This is a genomic window from Salinimonas lutimaris (assembly GCF_005222225.1).
Lineage (GTDB): Bacteria > Pseudomonadota > Gammaproteobacteria > Enterobacterales > Alteromonadaceae > Alteromonas > Alteromonas lutimaris.
In genome coordinates, this window is the sequence record NZ_CP036536.1 from 1,372,988 (window position 1) to 1,391,240 (window position 18,253).

Annotated in this window: 13 protein-coding genes; 10 read left to right on the forward strand and 3 right to left on the reverse strand. The window is 51.3% G+C overall.

Annotation, left to right across the window (positions count from 1 at the left end; genetic code table 11):
* Positions 1 to 2: 2 nt before the first annotated feature.
* From ispG to der, 5 genes are all read left to right on the forward strand, one after another.
* On the forward strand, positions 3 to 1,121 hold the full coding sequence (gene ispG, locus EZV72_RS05775) for a flavodoxin-dependent (E)-4-hydroxy-3-methylbut-2-enyl-diphosphate synthase (protein WP_137166351.1): 1,119 nt from the start codon (positions 3 to 5) through the stop codon (positions 1,119 to 1,121).
* Positions 1,122 to 1,215: 94 nt separating this feature from the next.
* Positions 1,216 to 2,493: a histidine--tRNA ligase gene (hisS, locus tag EZV72_RS05780; RefSeq protein ID WP_137166352.1), complete on the forward strand. Its 1,278-nt coding sequence runs from the start codon at positions 1,216 to 1,218 to the stop codon at positions 2,491 to 2,493.
* 50 nt (positions 2,494 to 2,543) lie between these two features.
* Entirely contained in the window at positions 2,544 to 3,161 is a 618-nt protein-coding gene (locus EZV72_RS05785; protein ID WP_137166353.1) for a YfgM family protein, read from the forward strand.
* An 81-nt stretch (positions 3,162 to 3,242) separates the two neighbouring features.
* On the forward strand, positions 3,243 to 4,445 hold the full coding sequence (bamB, locus tag EZV72_RS05790) for an outer membrane protein assembly factor BamB (RefSeq protein WP_408640839.1): 1,203 nt from the start codon (positions 3,243 to 3,245) through the stop codon (positions 4,443 to 4,445).
* Positions 4,446 to 4,579: 134 nt separating this feature from the next.
* The gene (gene der / locus EZV72_RS05795; protein ID WP_137166355.1) at positions 4,580 to 6,022 is read left to right on the forward strand and encodes a ribosome biogenesis GTPase Der; all 1,443 of its coding nucleotides are present in this window, start codon (positions 4,580 to 4,582) and stop codon (positions 6,020 to 6,022) included.
* A 1,930-nt stretch (positions 6,023 to 7,952) separates the two neighbouring features.
* Here the strand turns inward: der and xseA are convergent.
* Positions 7,953 to 9,308: an exodeoxyribonuclease VII large subunit gene (gene xseA / locus EZV72_RS05800; RefSeq protein WP_137166356.1), complete on the reverse strand. Its 1,356-nt coding sequence runs from the start codon at positions 9,306 to 9,308 to the stop codon at positions 7,953 to 7,955.
* Between the two features lie 104 nt (positions 9,309 to 9,412).
* On the opposite strand from xseA, the gene guaB reads away from it, so the two are divergent.
* The 5 genes from guaB to EZV72_RS05825 all read left to right on the forward strand — a co-directional run bounded on the left by guaB (position 9,413) and on the right by EZV72_RS05825 (position 15,664).
* Positions 9,413 to 10,882, forward strand: a complete 1,470-nt coding sequence (guaB, locus tag EZV72_RS05805) for an IMP dehydrogenase (RefSeq protein ID WP_137166357.1) — start codon at positions 9,413 to 9,415, stop codon at positions 10,880 to 10,882.
* Between the two features lie 69 nt (positions 10,883 to 10,951).
* Entirely contained in the window at positions 10,952 to 12,529 is a 1,578-nt protein-coding gene (gene guaA / locus EZV72_RS05810; RefSeq protein ID WP_137166358.1) for a glutamine-hydrolyzing GMP synthase, read from the forward strand.
* A gap of 94 nt (positions 12,530 to 12,623) precedes the next feature.
* Positions 12,624 to 13,298: an NAD(P)H-binding protein gene (locus EZV72_RS05815; protein ID WP_137166359.1), complete on the forward strand. Its 675-nt coding sequence runs from the start codon at positions 12,624 to 12,626 to the stop codon at positions 13,296 to 13,298.
* 116 nt (positions 13,299 to 13,414) lie between these two features.
* Entirely contained in the window at positions 13,415 to 14,323 is a 909-nt protein-coding gene (locus EZV72_RS05820; protein WP_137166360.1) for a homocysteine S-methyltransferase family protein, read from the forward strand.
* Positions 14,324 to 14,332: 9 nt separating this feature from the next.
* Entirely contained in the window at positions 14,333 to 15,664 is a 1,332-nt protein-coding gene (locus tag EZV72_RS05825; protein WP_137166361.1) for a basic amino acid/polyamine antiporter, read from the forward strand.
* A gap of 32 nt (positions 15,665 to 15,696) precedes the next feature.
* Here EZV72_RS05825 and EZV72_RS05830 read toward each other — a convergent pair whose 3' ends face one another.
* Both EZV72_RS05830 and EZV72_RS05835 read right to left on the reverse strand, forming a co-directional pair.
* Positions 15,697 to 17,772, reverse strand: a complete 2,076-nt coding sequence (locus tag EZV72_RS05830) for a putative bifunctional diguanylate cyclase/phosphodiesterase (RefSeq protein ID WP_137166362.1) — start codon at positions 17,770 to 17,772, stop codon at positions 15,697 to 15,699.
* Positions 17,769 to 18,251, reverse strand: coding sequence for a YfiR family protein (locus EZV72_RS05835; protein ID WP_175405056.1), 483 nt, complete (start codon positions 18,249 to 18,251; stop codon positions 17,769 to 17,771). The genes EZV72_RS05830 and EZV72_RS05835 overlap by 4 nt, the downstream gene beginning before the upstream one ends.
* Between the last annotated feature and the right edge of the window lie 2 nt (positions 18,252 to 18,253).

Sequence of the window (18,253 nt, forward strand, 5' to 3'; positions counted from 1 at the left end):
ACATGTTTGCAGAAAGTCCGATTAAACGCAGAAAGTCCACCCGTATCAATGTGGGCAATGTACCCATTGGTGATGGGGCGCCCATTGCGGTTCAGTCGATGACCAATACGCTGACCACCGACGTTGACGCAACCGTTGCTCAAATCAATCGGATTGCCGCGGTGGGCGGTGAGATTGTGCGGGTGTCTGTACCGACCATGGACGCTGCCGAAGCGTTTAAAGAAATTCGGAAACAGGTCTCGGTGCCCCTGGTGGCCGATATCCATTTTGATTACCGGATAGCCTTGAAAGTGGCCGATTACGGGGTTGACTGTTTGCGGATTAATCCCGGCAACATCGGTAATATGGAGCGGATTCGCTCGGTGGTTGATTGCGCCAAAGACAAAAATATTCCCATCCGGATTGGAGTTAACGGCGGCTCTTTAGAAAAAGACATTCAGGAAAAATACGGCGAGCCGACGCCTGAAGCGCTGGTCGAGTCTGCGATGCGTCATGTGGATATTCTCGATAAGCTGAACTTTGACCAGTTTAAGGTCAGTGTAAAAGCCTCTGATGTCTTTTTAGCCGTGGGGGCGTATCGCCTGCTGGCCCAGAAAATTGACCAGCCACTTCACCTCGGCATCACCGAAGCTGGCGGTATGCGTGCAGGTTCAGTGAAAAGCGCTGTGGGTCTGGGTATGCTGCTGGCTGAAGGCATTGGGGATACGTTACGGGTATCGCTGGCCGCCGATCCGGTCGAAGAGATTAAAGTGGGCTTTGATATTCTTAAGTCGCTGCGTATCCGTTCCCGGGGAATTAACTTTATTGCCTGCCCAAGCTGTTCGCGCCAGGAGTTTGATGTTATCGGCACGGTCAATGCGCTGGAACAGCGCTTAGAAGATATTGTGACACCCATGGATGTGTCCATTATTGGCTGTGTAGTGAACGGGCCGGGCGAAGCCGAGGTGTCAGACCTGGGGCTGACCGGGGCCCGCAATATGAGCGGTTATTATGTGGATGGTAAGCGCCAGAAAGAACGTCTGAAAAATGACGAGCTGGTCGATCAGCTGGAAGCCCGTATCCGGGCCAAAGCCAATCAGCTGGATGAATCGCGTAAAATTGATATCGCGATTAAAGAATAATTGTCCACTGCCCATACCGTGGCAGTGATTGTTGTTTCACAGTAAAGCCCCTATAATGCGGGGCTTTTATTTATCAGCAGTATGAGAAATTCAGGTGGCTAAAACAATACAGGCTATTCGCGGAATGAATGACTGCCTGCCGGAAGTATCCGGTACCTGGCAGCAAGTAGAAGCAACGTTACGACAAGTGGTAGCCAATTATGGTTATCAGGAAATTCGTACGCCTATCGTCGAAAGTACCGACCTGTTCAAACGCTCTATCGGCGAAGTGACCGATATCGTTGAAAAAGAAATGTACACGTTTGAAGACCGCAACGGTGACAGCCTGACGCTGCGCCCGGAAGGCACAGCCAGCTGTGTACGGGCCGGCAACGAGCATGGCTTACTGTACAATCAGCAGCAGCGTTTATGGTATATGGGACCTATGTTCCGCCACGAGCGGCCGCAAAAAGGGCGGTATCGCCAGTTCCACCAGTTTGGTGTAGAAACCTATGGGATGACCGGCCCTGACATTGATGTAGAGGTTATTCTGCTCAGCGCCCGGCTGTGGAAAGCATTCGGTATTGCCGAGCATGTGAAACTGGAAATCAATTCCTTGGGTTCAAACGAAGCCCGTCAGGCGTATCGTGACGCGCTTATCGACTTCTTAAAAGCCCGTGCTGATCAGCTGGATGAAGATTCCCGTCGTCGCATGGAGTCAAATCCGCTGCGCGTGCTGGACAGCAAAAACCCGGATGTGCAAAAAGCGCTGGAAGGCGCGCCGTCACTGCTTGATCACCTGGATGAAGAATCTGCCCAACATTTTTCACTTTTATGTGAACGATTAACGCAGGCGGGTATCGAATATGTGGTTAATCCACGTCTGGTGCGTGGTCTTGATTATTACAACCGGACTGTTTTTGAGTGGGTCACAGACAGCCTGGGCTCGCAGGGCACGGTATGTGCCGGTGGGCGTTACGATGGCCTGGTGGAACAGCTGGGTGGTAAATCAACGCCGGCAGTCGGCTTTGCCATGGGGATTGAGCGCCTGGTACTGCTGCTCACCACTTTAAAAGCAGATGAGCAAATCACCAGCAGCGCGGATGTGTATGTTACTGCTCTGGGCGATGATGCCACAGCTTATGCGGTGGAAGTGGCTGAGCAACTGCGTGATGCCATGCCAGAAACCCGCGTGATGATGCACTGCGGTGGCGGTAATATGAAAAAGCAGCTGAAGCGTGCAGACAAAACCGGCGCGGGCATTGCCCTGTTGCTGGGAAGTGAAGAAGCGCAGCAGCGTCAGGTGACGATTAAACCCTTGCGTGACGGACAGGAGCAACGTACCGTAGCGCTGGCTGATCTACCGGGTGTACTGGCTCAGGTGTTGGATTAACAGATTTCGCTGGCCGTAAGTACGGCAGGTAAGCATAAGTAGAGGTTGAAATGGAACAGTTCGCTACAGAAGAACAACAAGTTGAAGCGATAAAACGATTCTGGAAAGACAATGGTACTGCGATTATCGTCGGTGCCGTGCTGGGGCTGGGGGGCTTGTGGGGCTGGCGCTATTACAGCGACACCCAGATTGAAGCCAAAGAACAGGCTTCAGCTCAGTACCAGAGTGCAATTGAACAGCTTGAAAACGATGGCGCGAATAGTGTTGAGCAGTTTATCAGCAAGCACCCTGATACAGGCTATAGCAATATTGCCGGTTTAGTGTTGGCTGGCAAAATGGTTAACGACAACAACCTGGACGGTGCTGCCAGCCAGCTTAAACAGGTCATGGATACCACCAGTGATAAACATCTTAAATCACTGGCGGGCGTTCGTCTGGCCCGGGTTCAGATTCAGCAGCAACAAGCGGATCAGGCCCTGAACACTTTAAACGCCATTAACGATGAGTCTTTTAAGGCGCTGGTTGCTGAAATTAAAGGTGATGCCTTTGTGCAGCAGGCCAAAATGGATGATGCGCGTACGGCGTACACCGAAGCGCTGGAAGCTGATGACCAGAATCAGCTGGTTCAGATGAAGCTGGATAATCTGTCTGTAGCCACTGGCTCATAATAAACCGTCCAAGAGGTAGCTGATTTGTCAGGATTAACGTGTGGCCGTAAAGGCCGGGTTTCACGCGCAGTAGGTCTGGCCATGGTAATGTCGGTGACATTATCTGGCTGTACAACAATTTCTAATTGGTTTGCAGACGACGAAGAGATCGAAATTCGTACGTTAAAACCCATTGATGAACAATTTGAGCCCGAGCTGGTTTGGGATACCTCCGTTGGCGACGGCATTGAAGATTATTTCTCTCGCTTACGTCCGGTGTACGGCGATGACAAAATTTTTGTAGCCAGCCGTCATGGTGAGGTGGAAGCACTGAATCCTGATAACGGCGACAGCCTGTGGGAACGGGATTTTGCCATCTTTGACGGCGACGGCTGGTGGGACTCCATTGCCAAACTGTGGCGCTCAGGTCGCTCAGCCCGTATCGGTGGTCTGGTTGAATATAACGGTACACTGATTGTTGGCACTGAAAATGGCAGTGTTATCGCGCTGGATACCAAAACGGGTGAAACCAAATGGACCAGTGAGGTTGAAGGTGAAGTGCTTTCGGCACCCTCGGTGGCTGAAGGCATGGTGGTAGTGAATACCGGTGCCGGCACCCTGTTCGGACTGGATGTAGAATCCGGTGAGCAGCAGTGGGTGCACGAAGGTGATGTACCGCCGCTGACTTTGCGCGGTATCTCTTCACCGGTGGCCGCCAATGGGGGGGCAATCATCGGTACGGCAACGGGTAAAATTCAGGTCAACATTTTGGAGTCGGGTCTGGTGGCGTGGGAAACGGCGATTACCAAACCGTCCGGCGCGACAGAGCTGGAACGTATTGTTGATGTGGATGTCACCCCATTGCTGTATGGCGGTATTGTTTATGCTATTTCATACAACGGCACGCTGGCGGCAGTTGAACTGCGTAGTGGCCGGGTTATCTGGAAGCGTGAATACGGCTCGTACCGTGATATCTCGATGGAAGGGAACAGCTTGTTTGTGGTTGACAACAACTCTGTTGTATATGGCCTCGACCGCCGTAACGGGGTAGAACTGTGGTCACAAAGCTCAATGAAAAAGCGTAACCTGACCGAAGCCACGCCGGCCGGTGACTACCTGGTGGTGGGTGACAAGTGGGGCTACCTGCACTGGTTAGAGCAGGAGTCAGGAAAAGTGGTTGCCCGTTATGATTTGGGTGGTGACGATGAAGATGAATCAGTATATGTGTCACCGCTGAACGTCAAAGATAACATTGTTGCTATTACCCGTGACGGCACCGTTGCGACCATTACCTCACCAAAATAACCTGTTTCATTAAGCAGGGGCGGTAAGCAGGCTGACGCTGAGGCTGTTTATCGCTATAATACGCCAATCTATGCACAGGCCGCGCTTGATCGCGGCCTGTTTGTCTGTTTTAAAACTCATGTAGGAATACATTAATGTTGCCTGTAGTTGCACTGGTGGGCCGGCCCAATGTCGGAAAATCCACGCTGTTTAATCGTCTGACCAATACCCGGGATGCCCTGGTAGCAGATTACCCCGGTCTGACCCGCGATCGTAAATACGGCCAGGCAACTTATGATAAAAAGCAATTCATCGTGGTGGATACCGGCGGTATCACCGGCGATGAAGAAGGCATTGATGAGCATATGGCGCGTCAGTCACTGCTTGCCATTGACGAAGCCGACGTGGTGCTGTTTATGGTGGATGCCCGTGCTGGCCTGATGCCTGGCGACCAGGCCATTGCTGAACACCTGCGCAAAGTAAACAAAAAAGTGTATCTGGTGGCCAATAAAGTCGATGGCATTGATGGCACCAGTGAAAGCGCTGAGTTCTACCGGTTGGGTCTTGGGAATATCTACCAGATTGCGGCCGCCCATGGCCGTGGTGTATCCCAGTTGCTGGAAACGTCCTTAACCCCGTTAAGCGACGACTTCCCTGGTATGGATGTAGCCCCTAAAGAAGAGCATAACCTGTCTGCCGAAGAGCAATTGGAACGCCTGCAAAGCCTGCCGATAAAACTGGCCATTGTGGGTAAGCCGAATGTAGGCAAATCTACCCTGACTAACCGTATTCTGGGTGAAGAGCGGGTAGTGGTTTATGACATGCCGGGCACAACCCGCGACAGTGTCTACATTCCGTTTGAACGGGATGAGCAGGACTACATCATTATTGATACCGCCGGGGTGCGTAAACGCCGTAAAGTCAGCGAAGCGGTAGAAAAATTCTCGATTGTAAAAACCCTGCAGGCCATTGAAGAGTCTAACGTGGTACTGATGGTGGTGGATGCCCGTGAAGGTATCTCTGATCAGGACCTGAGCCTGCTTGGTTTTATTCTTAATTCTGGTCGTTCACTGGTCATGGCAGTGAACAAGTGGGATGGTCTGGATACGGATATCAAAGATGAAATCAAGCGTGAGCTGGACCGTCGTCTGGGTTTTGTTGATTTTGCCCGTCTGCACTTTATCTCTGCACTCCACGGCTCTGGGGTAGGTAATCTGTTTGAGTCTGTGATCGAAGCATATGAAAGCGCCACTAAGCGTATCAACACCTCCATGCTGACCCAGATTATGGAAATGGCGCAGGACGAGCATCAGCCACCTATGGTACGCGGCCGCCGGGTGAAAATGAAATACGCACACGCGGGGGGCTACAACCCGCCGGTGATCGTCATCCACGGTAACCAAGTGGATGATTTACCGGGTTCGTACAAGCGCTTTTTGATGAATTATTACCGCCGTTCACTCAATGTAATGGGCACGCCCATTCGTATTGAATTTCGTGAAGGGGCCAACCCGTTTGAAGGCAAGAAAAATCAGCTTACGCTGGCGCAGCAGCGCAAACGTAATCGCCTGATGTCCTATCATAAAAAAGGGAAGTAGTTGTAACGTCACTTCCCTCACTGACATGGTTCCACCGTCTTCCTCGCAATAATAACCTAGTCATCCCGGGGGCAAATAGTGCAACCGGGCCTAAAGGGACATAACGACCTAAGCAAAAGGATGATTTGAATCAGCCAGTCTGTTGAGGATATTCCTGCTTTCGCGGGGACGAGGGGGATGATGTATCAGTTACCTCTACTCAAAGCAGCCAACATTCATCGTCGTCCCTTAACCGCGCAGCAGCAACAATAATTCCGTCGTCCCTGAAGCCCGGAGGGCTATCAGGGATCTCCTTGGTACTTGACTAACCGGGCTCAACGCTTCGTTAGTGACATAAGTGATTAATTGTATATCGCAGGTTTACCATCTTTTGCCGGTGTTGACCGGCGGCAACCAGAGGGTAATGGCGATTACCCTCTGGACTCCCACACTGCCTCTGTGCGCTCAACGCTGCGCTTTAGATGAACAGGCAAAATCAACCGGGCAAAAAGGGACATCCGTGTCCCTCTTGTCCCTATCTCATCATCCGTGATGAGATTTGCTTTTGCTTATCTGTTCATCTAAATCCCATGAGCTTAAAGGGGCTCAAAAGCATTTTTTCTTCAAATATCCGGTGGTTAATAACCCCACCCATCATTCCGGGGGAACGAAGTGCAAACCGGGATATCCCTGGGACATGACTACCTAAGCAAAAGGATGATTTGAATCAGCCAGTCTGTTGAGGAGCTCCCCGCTTTCGCGGGGACGACGAGGATGATGTATCAGTTACCTCTACACAAGGCAGCCACCATTCATCGTCGTCCCTTAACCGCGCAGCAGCAACAATAATTCCGTCGTCCCTGAAGCCCGAAGGGCTATCAGGGATCTCCTTGGTACTTGACTAACCGGGCTCAACGCTTCGTTAGTAACATAAGTGATTAATTGTATATCGCAGGTTTACCATCTTTTGCCGGTGTTGACCGGCGGCAACCAGAGGGTAATGGCGATTACCCTCTGGACTCCCACGCTACCCCTGTGCGCTCAATGCTGCGCTTTAGATGAACAGGCAAAATCAACCGGGCCAAAAGGGACATCCGTGTCCCTCTTGTCCCTATCTCATCATCCGTGATGAGATTTGCTTTTGCTTATCTGTTCATCTAAAGCCCATGAGCTTAAAGGGGCTCAAAAGCGTTACTTTCTTCGTATACCCTGTAGTGGGTAATTCTACCCGTCGTCCCTGGGGCGCGAAGTGCAAACCGGGATTTCCCTGGGACATAACTACCTAAGCAAAAGGATGATTTGAATCAGCCAGCCTGTTAAGGAGATCCCCGCTTTCGCGGGGACGACGAGGATGATGTATCAGTTAGCTCTACACAAGGCTGCCACCATTCATCGTCGTCCCTTAACCGCGCAGCAGCAACAATAATTCCGTCGTCCCTGAAGCCCGAAGGGCTATCAGGGATCTCCTTGGTACTTGACTAACCGGGCTCAACGCTTCGTTAGTGACATAAGTGATTAATTGTATATCGCAGGTTTACCACCTTTTGCCAGTGTTGACCGGCGGCAACCAGAGGGTAATGGCGATTACCCTCTGGACTCCCACGCTGCCCCTGTGCGCTCAACGCTGCGCTTTAGATGAACAGGCAAAACCAACCGGGCCAAAAGGGACATCCGTGTCCCTCTTGTCCTTATCTCATCATCCGTGATGAGATTTGCTTTTGCTTATCTGTTCATCTAAAGCCCATGAGCTTAAAGGGGCCAAAAAGCGTTTCTTTCTTCGTATACCCTGTAGTGGGTAATTCTACCCGTCGTCCCTAGGGCGCGAAGTGCAAACCGGGATCTCCTTGGAACCTGACTACCTAAGCAAAAGGATGATTTCAATCAGCCAGTCTGTTGAGGAGATCCCCGCTTTCGCGGGGACGACGGGGTGTATCAGGGAAACGACGGCGCACTACAACACTTTATGCTTACTAATCACCTGGCTCTCAATTTCGCCATCAGCCACCCGGGTGGTGATGGTGTCGCCGGTGTTAACCGAGTCGATGGTGGTCACCGGTGTTTTATCAGCAAAGGTGATGCTGTAGCCGCGGGCAAGGGTAGACAGAGGACTCACCGATTGGAGCAGGGCAACCGTATTGCCCAGACGTTTGCCCTCGTTAATAAGCTGTTTTTGCATGGCGCTGGTCAAACGATGATGCAGATTTGCCCGTTTGTCCGACAGCCGGCTTAGCGTAGCACCAGGGTGCTGGCGAAACAGGCGGTTGGTCAGCTGTTCATGCTGGCGCTGTTTGCCGGCCACAATGCTGCTGATACGATGTGACAGTGACATTTGTAAGCGGTCAACATGCTGCGACTGGGTATGCAGTCGGTTTGACGGATGGCAGGCTTTCAGGCGCTGTTGCAAAACATTCAGTCGGTGCTGCTGCTGACGATAATTAGCCAGCCAGGCCCGGTTAAGGGCGCTGATGCGCTGACCAATTGTATCAAGAATAGCCTTGCTATCCAGGCTCAGCAGCTCAGCGCCGGCTGACGGGGTAGGTGCCCGCAGGTCAGCTACAAAATCAGCAATAGTGACATCCACTTCGTGGCCCACCGCGCTGACAACCGGTAACCGGCTCTCGGCGATGGCATAAGCCAGCTGCTCATTGTTAAAGCACCACAAATCCTCCAGAGACCCGCCGCCCCGGGTGAGCAGGATAACATCAACTTCGTTACGCCGGTTGGCAGTTTCCAGCGCCTGAATCAGCTGCGCAGGAGCGCTTTCGCCTTGCACCATACTTGGATACACAACGACCTGCGTAGCCGGGCTACGTCGCTTGAGTACCGTTAGTGCATCATGCAGGGCAGCACCTGTTGAAGAGGTAATAATTCCTATGCGGCGAATTACCTCCGGTAAAGCCTGCTTACGCTCCGGCGCAAACCAGCCTTCACCTTGCAGGCGCATTTTCAGTGCTTCGAATGCCTGTTTAAGCTGGCCCTCGCCATCATGCTCGAGGTGTTCAATGACAAGCTGGTAGTCACCACGCGGCTCATATAAGCCAACGGATGCTCGTACCAGTACTTTATCTCCTTCTTTGGGGCGCTGTCTGACGCTGCGATTCGTGTTTTTAAACATAGCCGCTCGCACCTGGGCTTTGTTGTCTTTTAAAGTAAAATACCAGTGTCCTGAAGCGGCACAGACAAAATTGGATATCTCTGCTGACAGCCAGATAAGCCCGATCTCGCCTTCCAGAATCGTTCTGGCCAGGCGATTGAGCTTGGTTACGGTGAGGATCTGGCGATTGGTTGAAGGCGCTGTAAATAACATGGGCAAAAAAATCTTATTGAGAAAAGTCGAATACAGTTTACCTCAAAGTCAAAAAACACTACAATTGCGCCGCAATTAACCCTAAACCAAAAAGGTGTTTTTGCATGCTCCGAATCGTCCAAGAAGCCCTGACTTTTGATGATGTATTGCTGGTTCCCGGCCATTCAGAAGTCCTTCCGCATACTGCAAATCTGCAGACTAAATTAACCCGGAATATTACGCTGAACATTCCTATGGTGTCAGCTGCCATGGATACGGTTACTGAGGCGCGCCTTGCCATTGCTCTGGCTCAGGAAGGCGGGCTTGGCTTTGTACATAAGAACATGCAAGCTGAAGAGCAGGCACGTCACGTTCGTGAAGTGAAAAAATACGAAAGTGGTGTAGTGTCTGACCCGGTCACAGTATCAGAAGATGCTCAGCTGGGTGAAGTGCTGACGCTTAGCAAACGTATGGGCTACTCAGGTTTTCCTGTGGTAGATAAAAGCAATAATCTGGTGGGTATTGTTACCGGCCGGGATATGCGCTTTGAAAATCGTCTTGAATTGCCAGTCAGTAAAATTATGACGGGCAAAGACAAACTGGTCACAGTGAAAGAAGGTGCCAGCTCTGAACAGGTGCTGGAACTGATGCACGCCAACCGGATTGAAAAAATCCTGGTGGTGGACGACAACTTCAAGCTGACCGGTTTGATCACAGTAAAAGATTTCCAAAAAGCCGAAAGCAAGCCTAATGCGTGTAAAGACTCACTGGGTCGCTTGCGCGTTGGAGCGGCGGTAGGTGTTGGTCCTGGCACTGACGAGCGCATCGCGCTGTTGGTTGAAGCTGGTGTCGACGTACTGCTGATTGATACCTCCCACGGCCATTCACAAGGTGTTATCGACCGTGTGGCGAAGGTACGTAAAGACTACCCTGAACTGGAAATTATTGCCGGTAATGTGGCCACTGCCGCAGGCGCTAAAGCGCTGGTGGATGCAGGTGTAGATGCCGTAAAAGTGGGTATCGGCCCGGGTTCAATTTGTACTACCCGTATTGTTACCGGTGTAGGTGTACCTCAGATCAGCGCTGTATCAGACGCAGTAGATGCGATTGAAGGCAGTGGCGTACCGATTATTGCCGACGGTGGTATTCGTTTTTCAGGCGACATCGCCAAAGCGCTGGCCGCTGGCGCAAGCTGCGTGATGGTAGGCAGCATGCTGGCCGGTACCGAAGAAGCACCGGGCGAAGTGGAACTGTATCAGGGGCGTTATTTTAAGTCGTACCGTGGTATGGGCTCTCTGGGAGCGATGGATCAGCGTCATGGTTCATCAGACCGTTACTTCCAGGATTCCGACAGTGCAGAAAAATTGGTACCTGAAGGTATCGAAGGACGTGTGGCCTACAAAGGTCCAATTGCCAATATCATTCACCAGCAAATGGGTGGTTTGCGTTCGGCGATGGGTCTGACGGGCTGCGGAACGATCGATATTCTGCGTAACGAAGCCAAATTCGTTAAGGTGACCTCGGCTGGCATGGGCGAGTCTCACGTACACGATGTGAGCATCACCAAAGAAGCCCCGAACTACCGTCTGGGCTAAAACAAAATCTCTTCTTCTTTCAGGCTGGTGTAAACCAGCCTGACTGGTTTTATATACGGGTAAAATAGAATGACCACTAATATTCATGACCAACGCATACTGATTCTGGACTTTGGTTCCCAGTATACTCAGCTGATTGCTCGCCGCGTGCGTGAGATCGGTGTTTACTGTGAACTGTGGGCATGGGATGTCACCGAGGAACAAATTCGTGAATTTAATCCCCAGGGGATAATTCTTTCCGGTGGACCGGAGTCGGTTACAGAGCTGAACTCACCCCGTGCACCCGAATACGTGTTCAATGCCGGCGTGCCTGTACTGGGAGTATGCTATGGCATGCAAACCATGGCCGAGCAACTGGGTGGCGGTGTATTTGGCTCGAATAAGCGTGAGTTTGGTTATGCCCAGGTTGAGGTGACCGATCCTTGCCCGCTTCTGAGCAAAATTGAAGATCATCTGAGCGATAACGGCAATGCACTAATGGATGTGTGGATGAGCCACGGCGATAAAGTAGAAAGCATTCCTGAAGGGTTTGTGACTACCGCTAAAACACCATCGTGCCCGCATGCGGCGATGTATAACGCAGAAAAGCAATTCTATGGCGTACAGTTTCACCCGGAAGTGACCCATACCCGTCAGGGCCTGCGTTTGCTGACCCAGTTCATCATGGACATCTGTCAGTGTGAAAAACTGTGGACACCAGACGCTATTATTGAAGATGCCATTGCGCGTATCAAAGAAAAAGTTGGCAGCGATCACGTGGTTCTGGGTTTGTCCGGTGGGGTCGATTCGTCAGTGGTAGCCATGCTGGTGCATCAGGCTATTGGCGACCAGCTAACCTGTGTGTTTGTTGATAATGGCCTGCTTCGTTTAAACGAAGGGCAGCAGGTTATGGACATGTTCGGTGATCACTTTGGCCTGAACATTATCAAAGTGGATGCTGAAGAGCGTTTCCTGAGAGCACTGGAAGGTGAAGCCGACCCTGAAGCTAAGCGGAAAATCATCGGTAACGAGTTTGTTCGCGTATTTGACGAAGAAGCATCAAAACTGAAAAATGCAAAATGGCTGGCTCAGGGAACGATTTACCCTGATGTGATTGAATCAGCAGGCTCTGCCACTGGTAAAGCCCATGTGATTAAATCGCACCACAATGTGGGTGGCCTGCCGGAAGACATGAAGATGGGCCTGGTTGAGCCACTGCGTGAACTGTTTAAAGACGAAGTGCGCAAGATTGGTCTTGAGCTCGGCCTACCGTACGACATGCTGTATCGCCACCCGTTCCCGGGACCAGGTCTGGGTGTTAGGGTACTGGGCGAAATCAAAAAAGAATACTGTGATTTGTTGCGCCGCGCAGATGCGATCTTCATTGAGGAGTTGCACGCTGCGGATCTGTATCACAAAGTCAGTCAGGCATTTACCGTATTCCTGCCAGTACGTTCAGTTGGCGTGATGGGCGATGCCCGTAAGTACGACTGGGTAGTCAGCCTGCGAGCTGTAGAAACCATCGACTTTATGACCGCGCACTGGGCGCATCTGCCTTATGACTTTTTGGGCAAGGTGTCTAACCGTATCATCAATGAAATCGACGGTATTTCCCGCGTGGTTTACGATGTATCCGGCAAGCCACCAGCAACGATTGAGTGGGAATAAACCCGCGCCCTATTGCGTTGTATAGTAGATTACACTGACTGAAGCCTTGCCTTGTGCAAGGCTTTTTTATTGGCCGAATTTAAAAGGAAAAGGTATGACGACAACCCATTCAGTGGCTTTTCTGGGGGCAACCGGGGCGGTGGGAAGTGCGGCTATGCAGCGTCTGGTGCAGATGAATAGGGTAACATCAGTACTGTCAGTGGGGCGTCGAAAAACGCCGGTGGCTGATGGCGTATCGCATGTGAAACAGGTTATTGCTGATGTTCACAACAGCCATACCTATGCCGAGCTTATCCACGGTTATCGCACGGCAATTTGCACGCTGGGGGTAGGCCAGCCATCGACAATGTCTAAAGCCGAATTTGTTAAAACCGATAAAGAGGCTGTACTGGCATTTGCCCGCGTTTGCAAGGCGCACGGCGTCTCTCATTTTCAGTTACTGGCGTCAGTGGGGATAAGCAAAGATGCCCGCAATTTTTATCTGCGCACCAAAGGTGAGCTTATTGATGAACTGATTGCGCTTGATTTTGCCCGGCTGAGTATTTTTCAGCCATCGATGATTCTGACTCCGAATAACCGGTATGGATTGTTACAGGGTCTGACATTAAGGGTGTGGCCCAAACTCGATGTACTGCTACGTGGCGAGCTTAGAAAATATCGCGGTATACCGGTTGATGTACTGGGCAGGGCGATAGCGAATAATACCCTGACTGTAGGTACTGGGGTGGAATATCTGGTTTATGATGATTTCTGGCGACTGAGCGAGTAACACATTTGCGCTTGCCGCTGGTCGCACCTGTATGACAGATAACAAATCGTTATTGAAATAACCGGTGTTCTTCTTTATTTTGGCCGTCTAAATGTCTGGACGGTTAAATTGAAGATATGACACAAAACAATACAGTAATTCTTGACGGCGGCCTGGGCCGCGAACTTAAGCGCCGTGGAGCGCCTTTCAGACAACCCGAATGGTCGGCACTGGCCATGATGGAAGCGCCTGACATTGTGGGTGATATTCATCGTGATTTTATCCAAAACGGGGCGCAGGTCATCACCACCAACAGTTATTCGCTGGTGCCATTTCACATTGGTGAACAAAAGTTTGAAACGGAAGGGCGCTCGCTGGCGGCACTGGCCGGACTGACCGCTCGTCAGGCTGCGTCGGGTAAGGCGGTACAGGTCGCCGGCTCGCTACCACCACTGTTTGGCTCTTACCGCCCGGATCTGTATCAGGCAGATCAGGTTAAAGCACTGGCCCTTCCGTTAATTGAAGGGCTGGCGCCGCACGTGGACATCTGGCTGGCTGAAACCCAGAGCCTGATTAGCGAAGCACTGGCACTGAAAAATGCAGTGGACGAAATGGGACATCAGCAAACTCCTTTTTGGGTGTCGTTTACGCTGGAAGACTCGGTGGCTGTAGACACCCCCAGCCTGCGCTCAGGGGAGTCTGTTGCTGACGCTGTTGAGGCTATGTCCGGCGCTGGTGTCAGCACGATCCTGTTTAACTGCTGTCAGCCTGAAACAGTAGAGACCGCCTTACAGGTTGCCTCTTCCACTTTAAAACAGTTACAACGCGAAGACATTAAGTTGGGCGCCTATGCCAATGCGTTTCCACCACAGACCAAAGAAGCCACGGCAAATGACGGATTGGACGAACTGCGTGAAGATCTGAATCCGCAGGAATATCTGGTCTGGGCGCAAAAATGGCAAACGGCGGGCGCGTCAGTTATCGGTGGGTGTTGCGGAATCGGTCCTGAACATATCCATGCACTAAGCCGTCAGTTTAACATTTAAGGATAATCCATGGCACAGGGACAACGAATCGGGCTCACTGCGCTTACAGCATTGGTTTTCAGCTCTATGGTCGGCGCCGGCGTATTTAGTCTGCCGCAGAATATGGCTGAGGTGGCAGGCCTGGATGCCATGCTTGCAGGCTGGATCATTACCGGCATCGGTATTTTGTTACTGGCCGGTTGCTTTTTACATCTGTCACGGTTGCGGCCAGAACTGGACGGTGGCATCTATGCCTACGCCAGAGAAGGGTTTGGCGACCTGGCCGGTTTTTTATCGGCCTGGGGGTACTGGTTGTGCGCCACAATAGGTGTTGTAGGGTATCTGGTTGTCGCCTTTGCCGCACTTGGTGCGTTTGTTGATACACCGCAGCAGGTCATTTTTGGTCAGGGTACCACCTTGTATGCTTTGATTGCTGAGTCGCTGGTGTTATGGACGGTGCACTTTCTGATTTTAAAAGGGGTAAAAGAAGCCGCGCTGGTCAATCTGGTAGCCACACTGGCAAAAAGTATTCCGCTGGTGATTTTTATCGCAGTCATCTGTTATTACTTTGAACCGGCAACATTTACGGTCGACCGGGCTGGCACCAGCCTGAATCAGCCTTTTATGGAACAGGTAAAAAGCACTATGCTGATTACGCTGTGGGTATTTACCGGAGTGGAAGGTGCAATAATCCTTTCGGCCCGGGCGAAGCAGCGAAAAGATATCGGGCGAGCCACCTATCTGGGGGTGATTGCAGCGCTGATACTGTATGTGCTCATTTCGGTGCTGTCGCTGGGTGTCTTACCCCGCGCTGAGCTTGCCGGACTGGGGAACCCGTCTATGGCAGGGATGATGGCGTTATTTACCGGTACACCTGGCAAAATACTGATCAGCGTCGGGCTGATTGTCTCGGTACTGGCATCGTATTTAAGCTGGATCCTGTATTCGGCTGAAGTACCGTATACCGCAGCGCAGTATGGCGCATTTCCGGCCTTTTTTGCCAGAACCAACCGCAATGGTACGCCAGCTAACTCGCTGTTACTAACCAGCCTGACGGTTCAGCTGTGTCTGGTTATTGTGATGTTTACCGGCGAGGGATATAACACCCTCGTACTGGTCTCGACCTCGATGATTCTCATTCCTTACTTTTTGGTGGGGGCATATCTGGTTAAATTTACCTGGCGGCGTGCTGCATCCGGTAAGTTGCGGGCGATTGGCCTGGGCGCCAGCGTGTACGGCCTGTGGCTGGTTTATGCCGCTGGCGTGGATACACTGCTATTGTCGCTGATTCTGTATATCCCCGGCCTTGCCCTGTTTGTATATAGTCGCTATCAGCATGCCAGGCTGGCTGCTGCCAGCTGACCGTTGATACCAGCATGGCATACTGTGCCCGCTTACCGAGGCACAGTGCGTGGATGGCTGTGTGGTTCGCGCGTAAAAAAACTGGTGATATCGGCGGGCAGCTGAGGCGGACTGAAGAAGTAGCCCTGTATCAGTTCGCAGCCCATGCCGGCCAGCTTTTCTAACTGGTCCTTTGTCTCAACACATTCGCCCACCGTCACCAGCCCCTGACTGCGCGCCAGCATGATGATCGCTTTGACAATACCGTCATTAGACTGTGACTGGCCCAGCTGCGACACAAAGCTGCCGTCGATTTTCAGCTTATCGATGGGCAGGGTGCTGATGTAGCTGAGGCAGGAATAACCGGTTCCAAAATCGTCCAGCGATACTTCCACTCCCAGGCTCTTAATGGCTTTTAACGAGCGTAGCACCTGGTCGGTGGCCTTGATAAAGGTATTTTCCGTCAGCTCAATCTCCAGCAGGTGAGGTGGCACATAATGTTTGCGTAAAATACATACAATTTTCTGGGCACAGTCTGGCTGGGAGATAAAGCAGGCGGGCAGGTTTATAGCCACCGGCACCAGATTAAACCCTTCTGCCATCCACTGCTGAATCTGACGGCTGACCTGGTTAAGCATCCAGCAGCTCAGTTCGTTAATAAACCCCGCTTCTTCGGCCACCGGAATAAACACCGATGGCGGCACTATGCCGTCAGTATCTTCCCAGCGTATCAGCGCCTCGAGGCCGCGCAACTCCTGGCTGAGGGTATCAAACTGTGGCTGGTACACCACATGAAACGCATCATCCTGAATGGCCTGACGAAGCTTACTTTCCATTGATAACCGGTTGATTGAGTCAGTCATCATGTTGCTGTCAAAAAAGCGATAATGACCGGGCCCGGCGGCTTTTGCATGATACATACTGGTATCGGCAAACTTGAGTAATTCCATGGCATTAGCCTGTTGTTCAGGAAAACTGGCAATACCGATACTGGTGGAAATATGCAGGCGGTTTTCATTGATGTTCATTGGCTTGCACAGGCTGCTGATAATGCGCTCTGCCAGTTTAATCAGTTCATGGCGCTGAGTGGTGTGTTCAACCATGATAATAAACTCATCGCCGCCCCAGCGGCAAATACTGTCGGCATCTCGGATAATATCTTTGAGCTTTCTGGCCACGTCGATCAGCACTTCATCGCCAATATCGTGGCCCAGGCTATCGTTTATCAGCTTAAAGCGATCCAGATCCAGGAACATGACCGCAATACCGTGGTTATTGCGGCCTGCCAGTTTAAGGCCCTGCTCCAGCCGGTCTAAAAACAGGTGTCGGTTAGGCAGGAGGGTGAGAGCATCATAATTGGCGCGCTGAAACAGTTGCTCGGTGCGCAGTTCAACCAGACTTTCGAGCTCGGTATTGTGATTTTCAAGCTGCCCCTGATGCTTTTCTGTGGTGGTGAGAATATCGTTAACACCGCGAAATAACTCTCCCAGTTCATCCTGGCGCACATCTGGCAAACGCAGGCTGTAGTCCCGGTGTTGGGCTACTTTTTTTATAAGGTTAATCAGGCTATTAAGCGGACGACTGAGCATACGTTGCAGATGCCAGTTGAGCAGATAGGAAATCAGCATACTCAGAGCGAGCACGCCCAGCGCTACCACCATCGCATTGTGTTTCTGTTGCTCAAGCTGACGGGTATCGCCGGCTAGCAATAAGTAGCCGATGGTCTCTTCATCAAAATAAATGGGCTCAAGCAGGTACAGGCTGTGGTCGGTAAAGGTGGCGCCGTTTTGCAGTTCTGTCGGACTGATATTATCTGTCACCCCATCTCGGGTATAACTGGCAAATAATGTTTCGCTGCTGTCATAAACCCGGGCAAAGCGGATTGGCTCAAGTCCGCTGGCGGCCAGTAACAAACTTTCGGTTGTACTGGCATCGTTAAACAGTAAGGAGGTACGACTGGCCGATGCCAGCAGGGTAGACTGGCTGCTCAGCGCATTCACCAGGCTGGCTTTATAATCAGAGACAAAACTGGAATACAGCAATAATGCCACCAGACTCAGCGACAAAAAGTTTACACACAAGGTTGCCAGCAACTGGCGGGTAAAAAAAGAAGTACGGCGAACACTCATCGTATGGTAGCCACCTTGAGTAATTCTGAACTGACAGACAAATCCAGCGCTCTGGCGTTAGCCAGTGTCACTTCAAATCGCAATCGGTTGTCCTGTTCAAAAAAAGTGAACACAGCCTGATGGATGTTTACCGACCGGTTATCTGAAATTACCATGGTTGAGGTCATTATGTCACGGTACTCAGGAGCAGGCTTGTTGAGAAACGCAATATCGCAGGCGGTGGCCACAGACAGGGACACGACCTGCAGCGGATTTGTTTTCTTGTTTTTGCTGGCAATCAGACGAGTCATAAAATGACTCAGCTCAGGATTATCCTGAATACACAGCCTCAGTGGCATAGTCTGGTTATCAGGCCAGCTGATAAACCGGGTAAAGTTAACTATGTAGGCTGCCTTTAGCTTATCGACCTTCTTTAGTTCAGCTTTCGCCGGTAAGTGAAACAGCAAACCAGCCAGCATCAATGCCAGACATGTTTTCATAC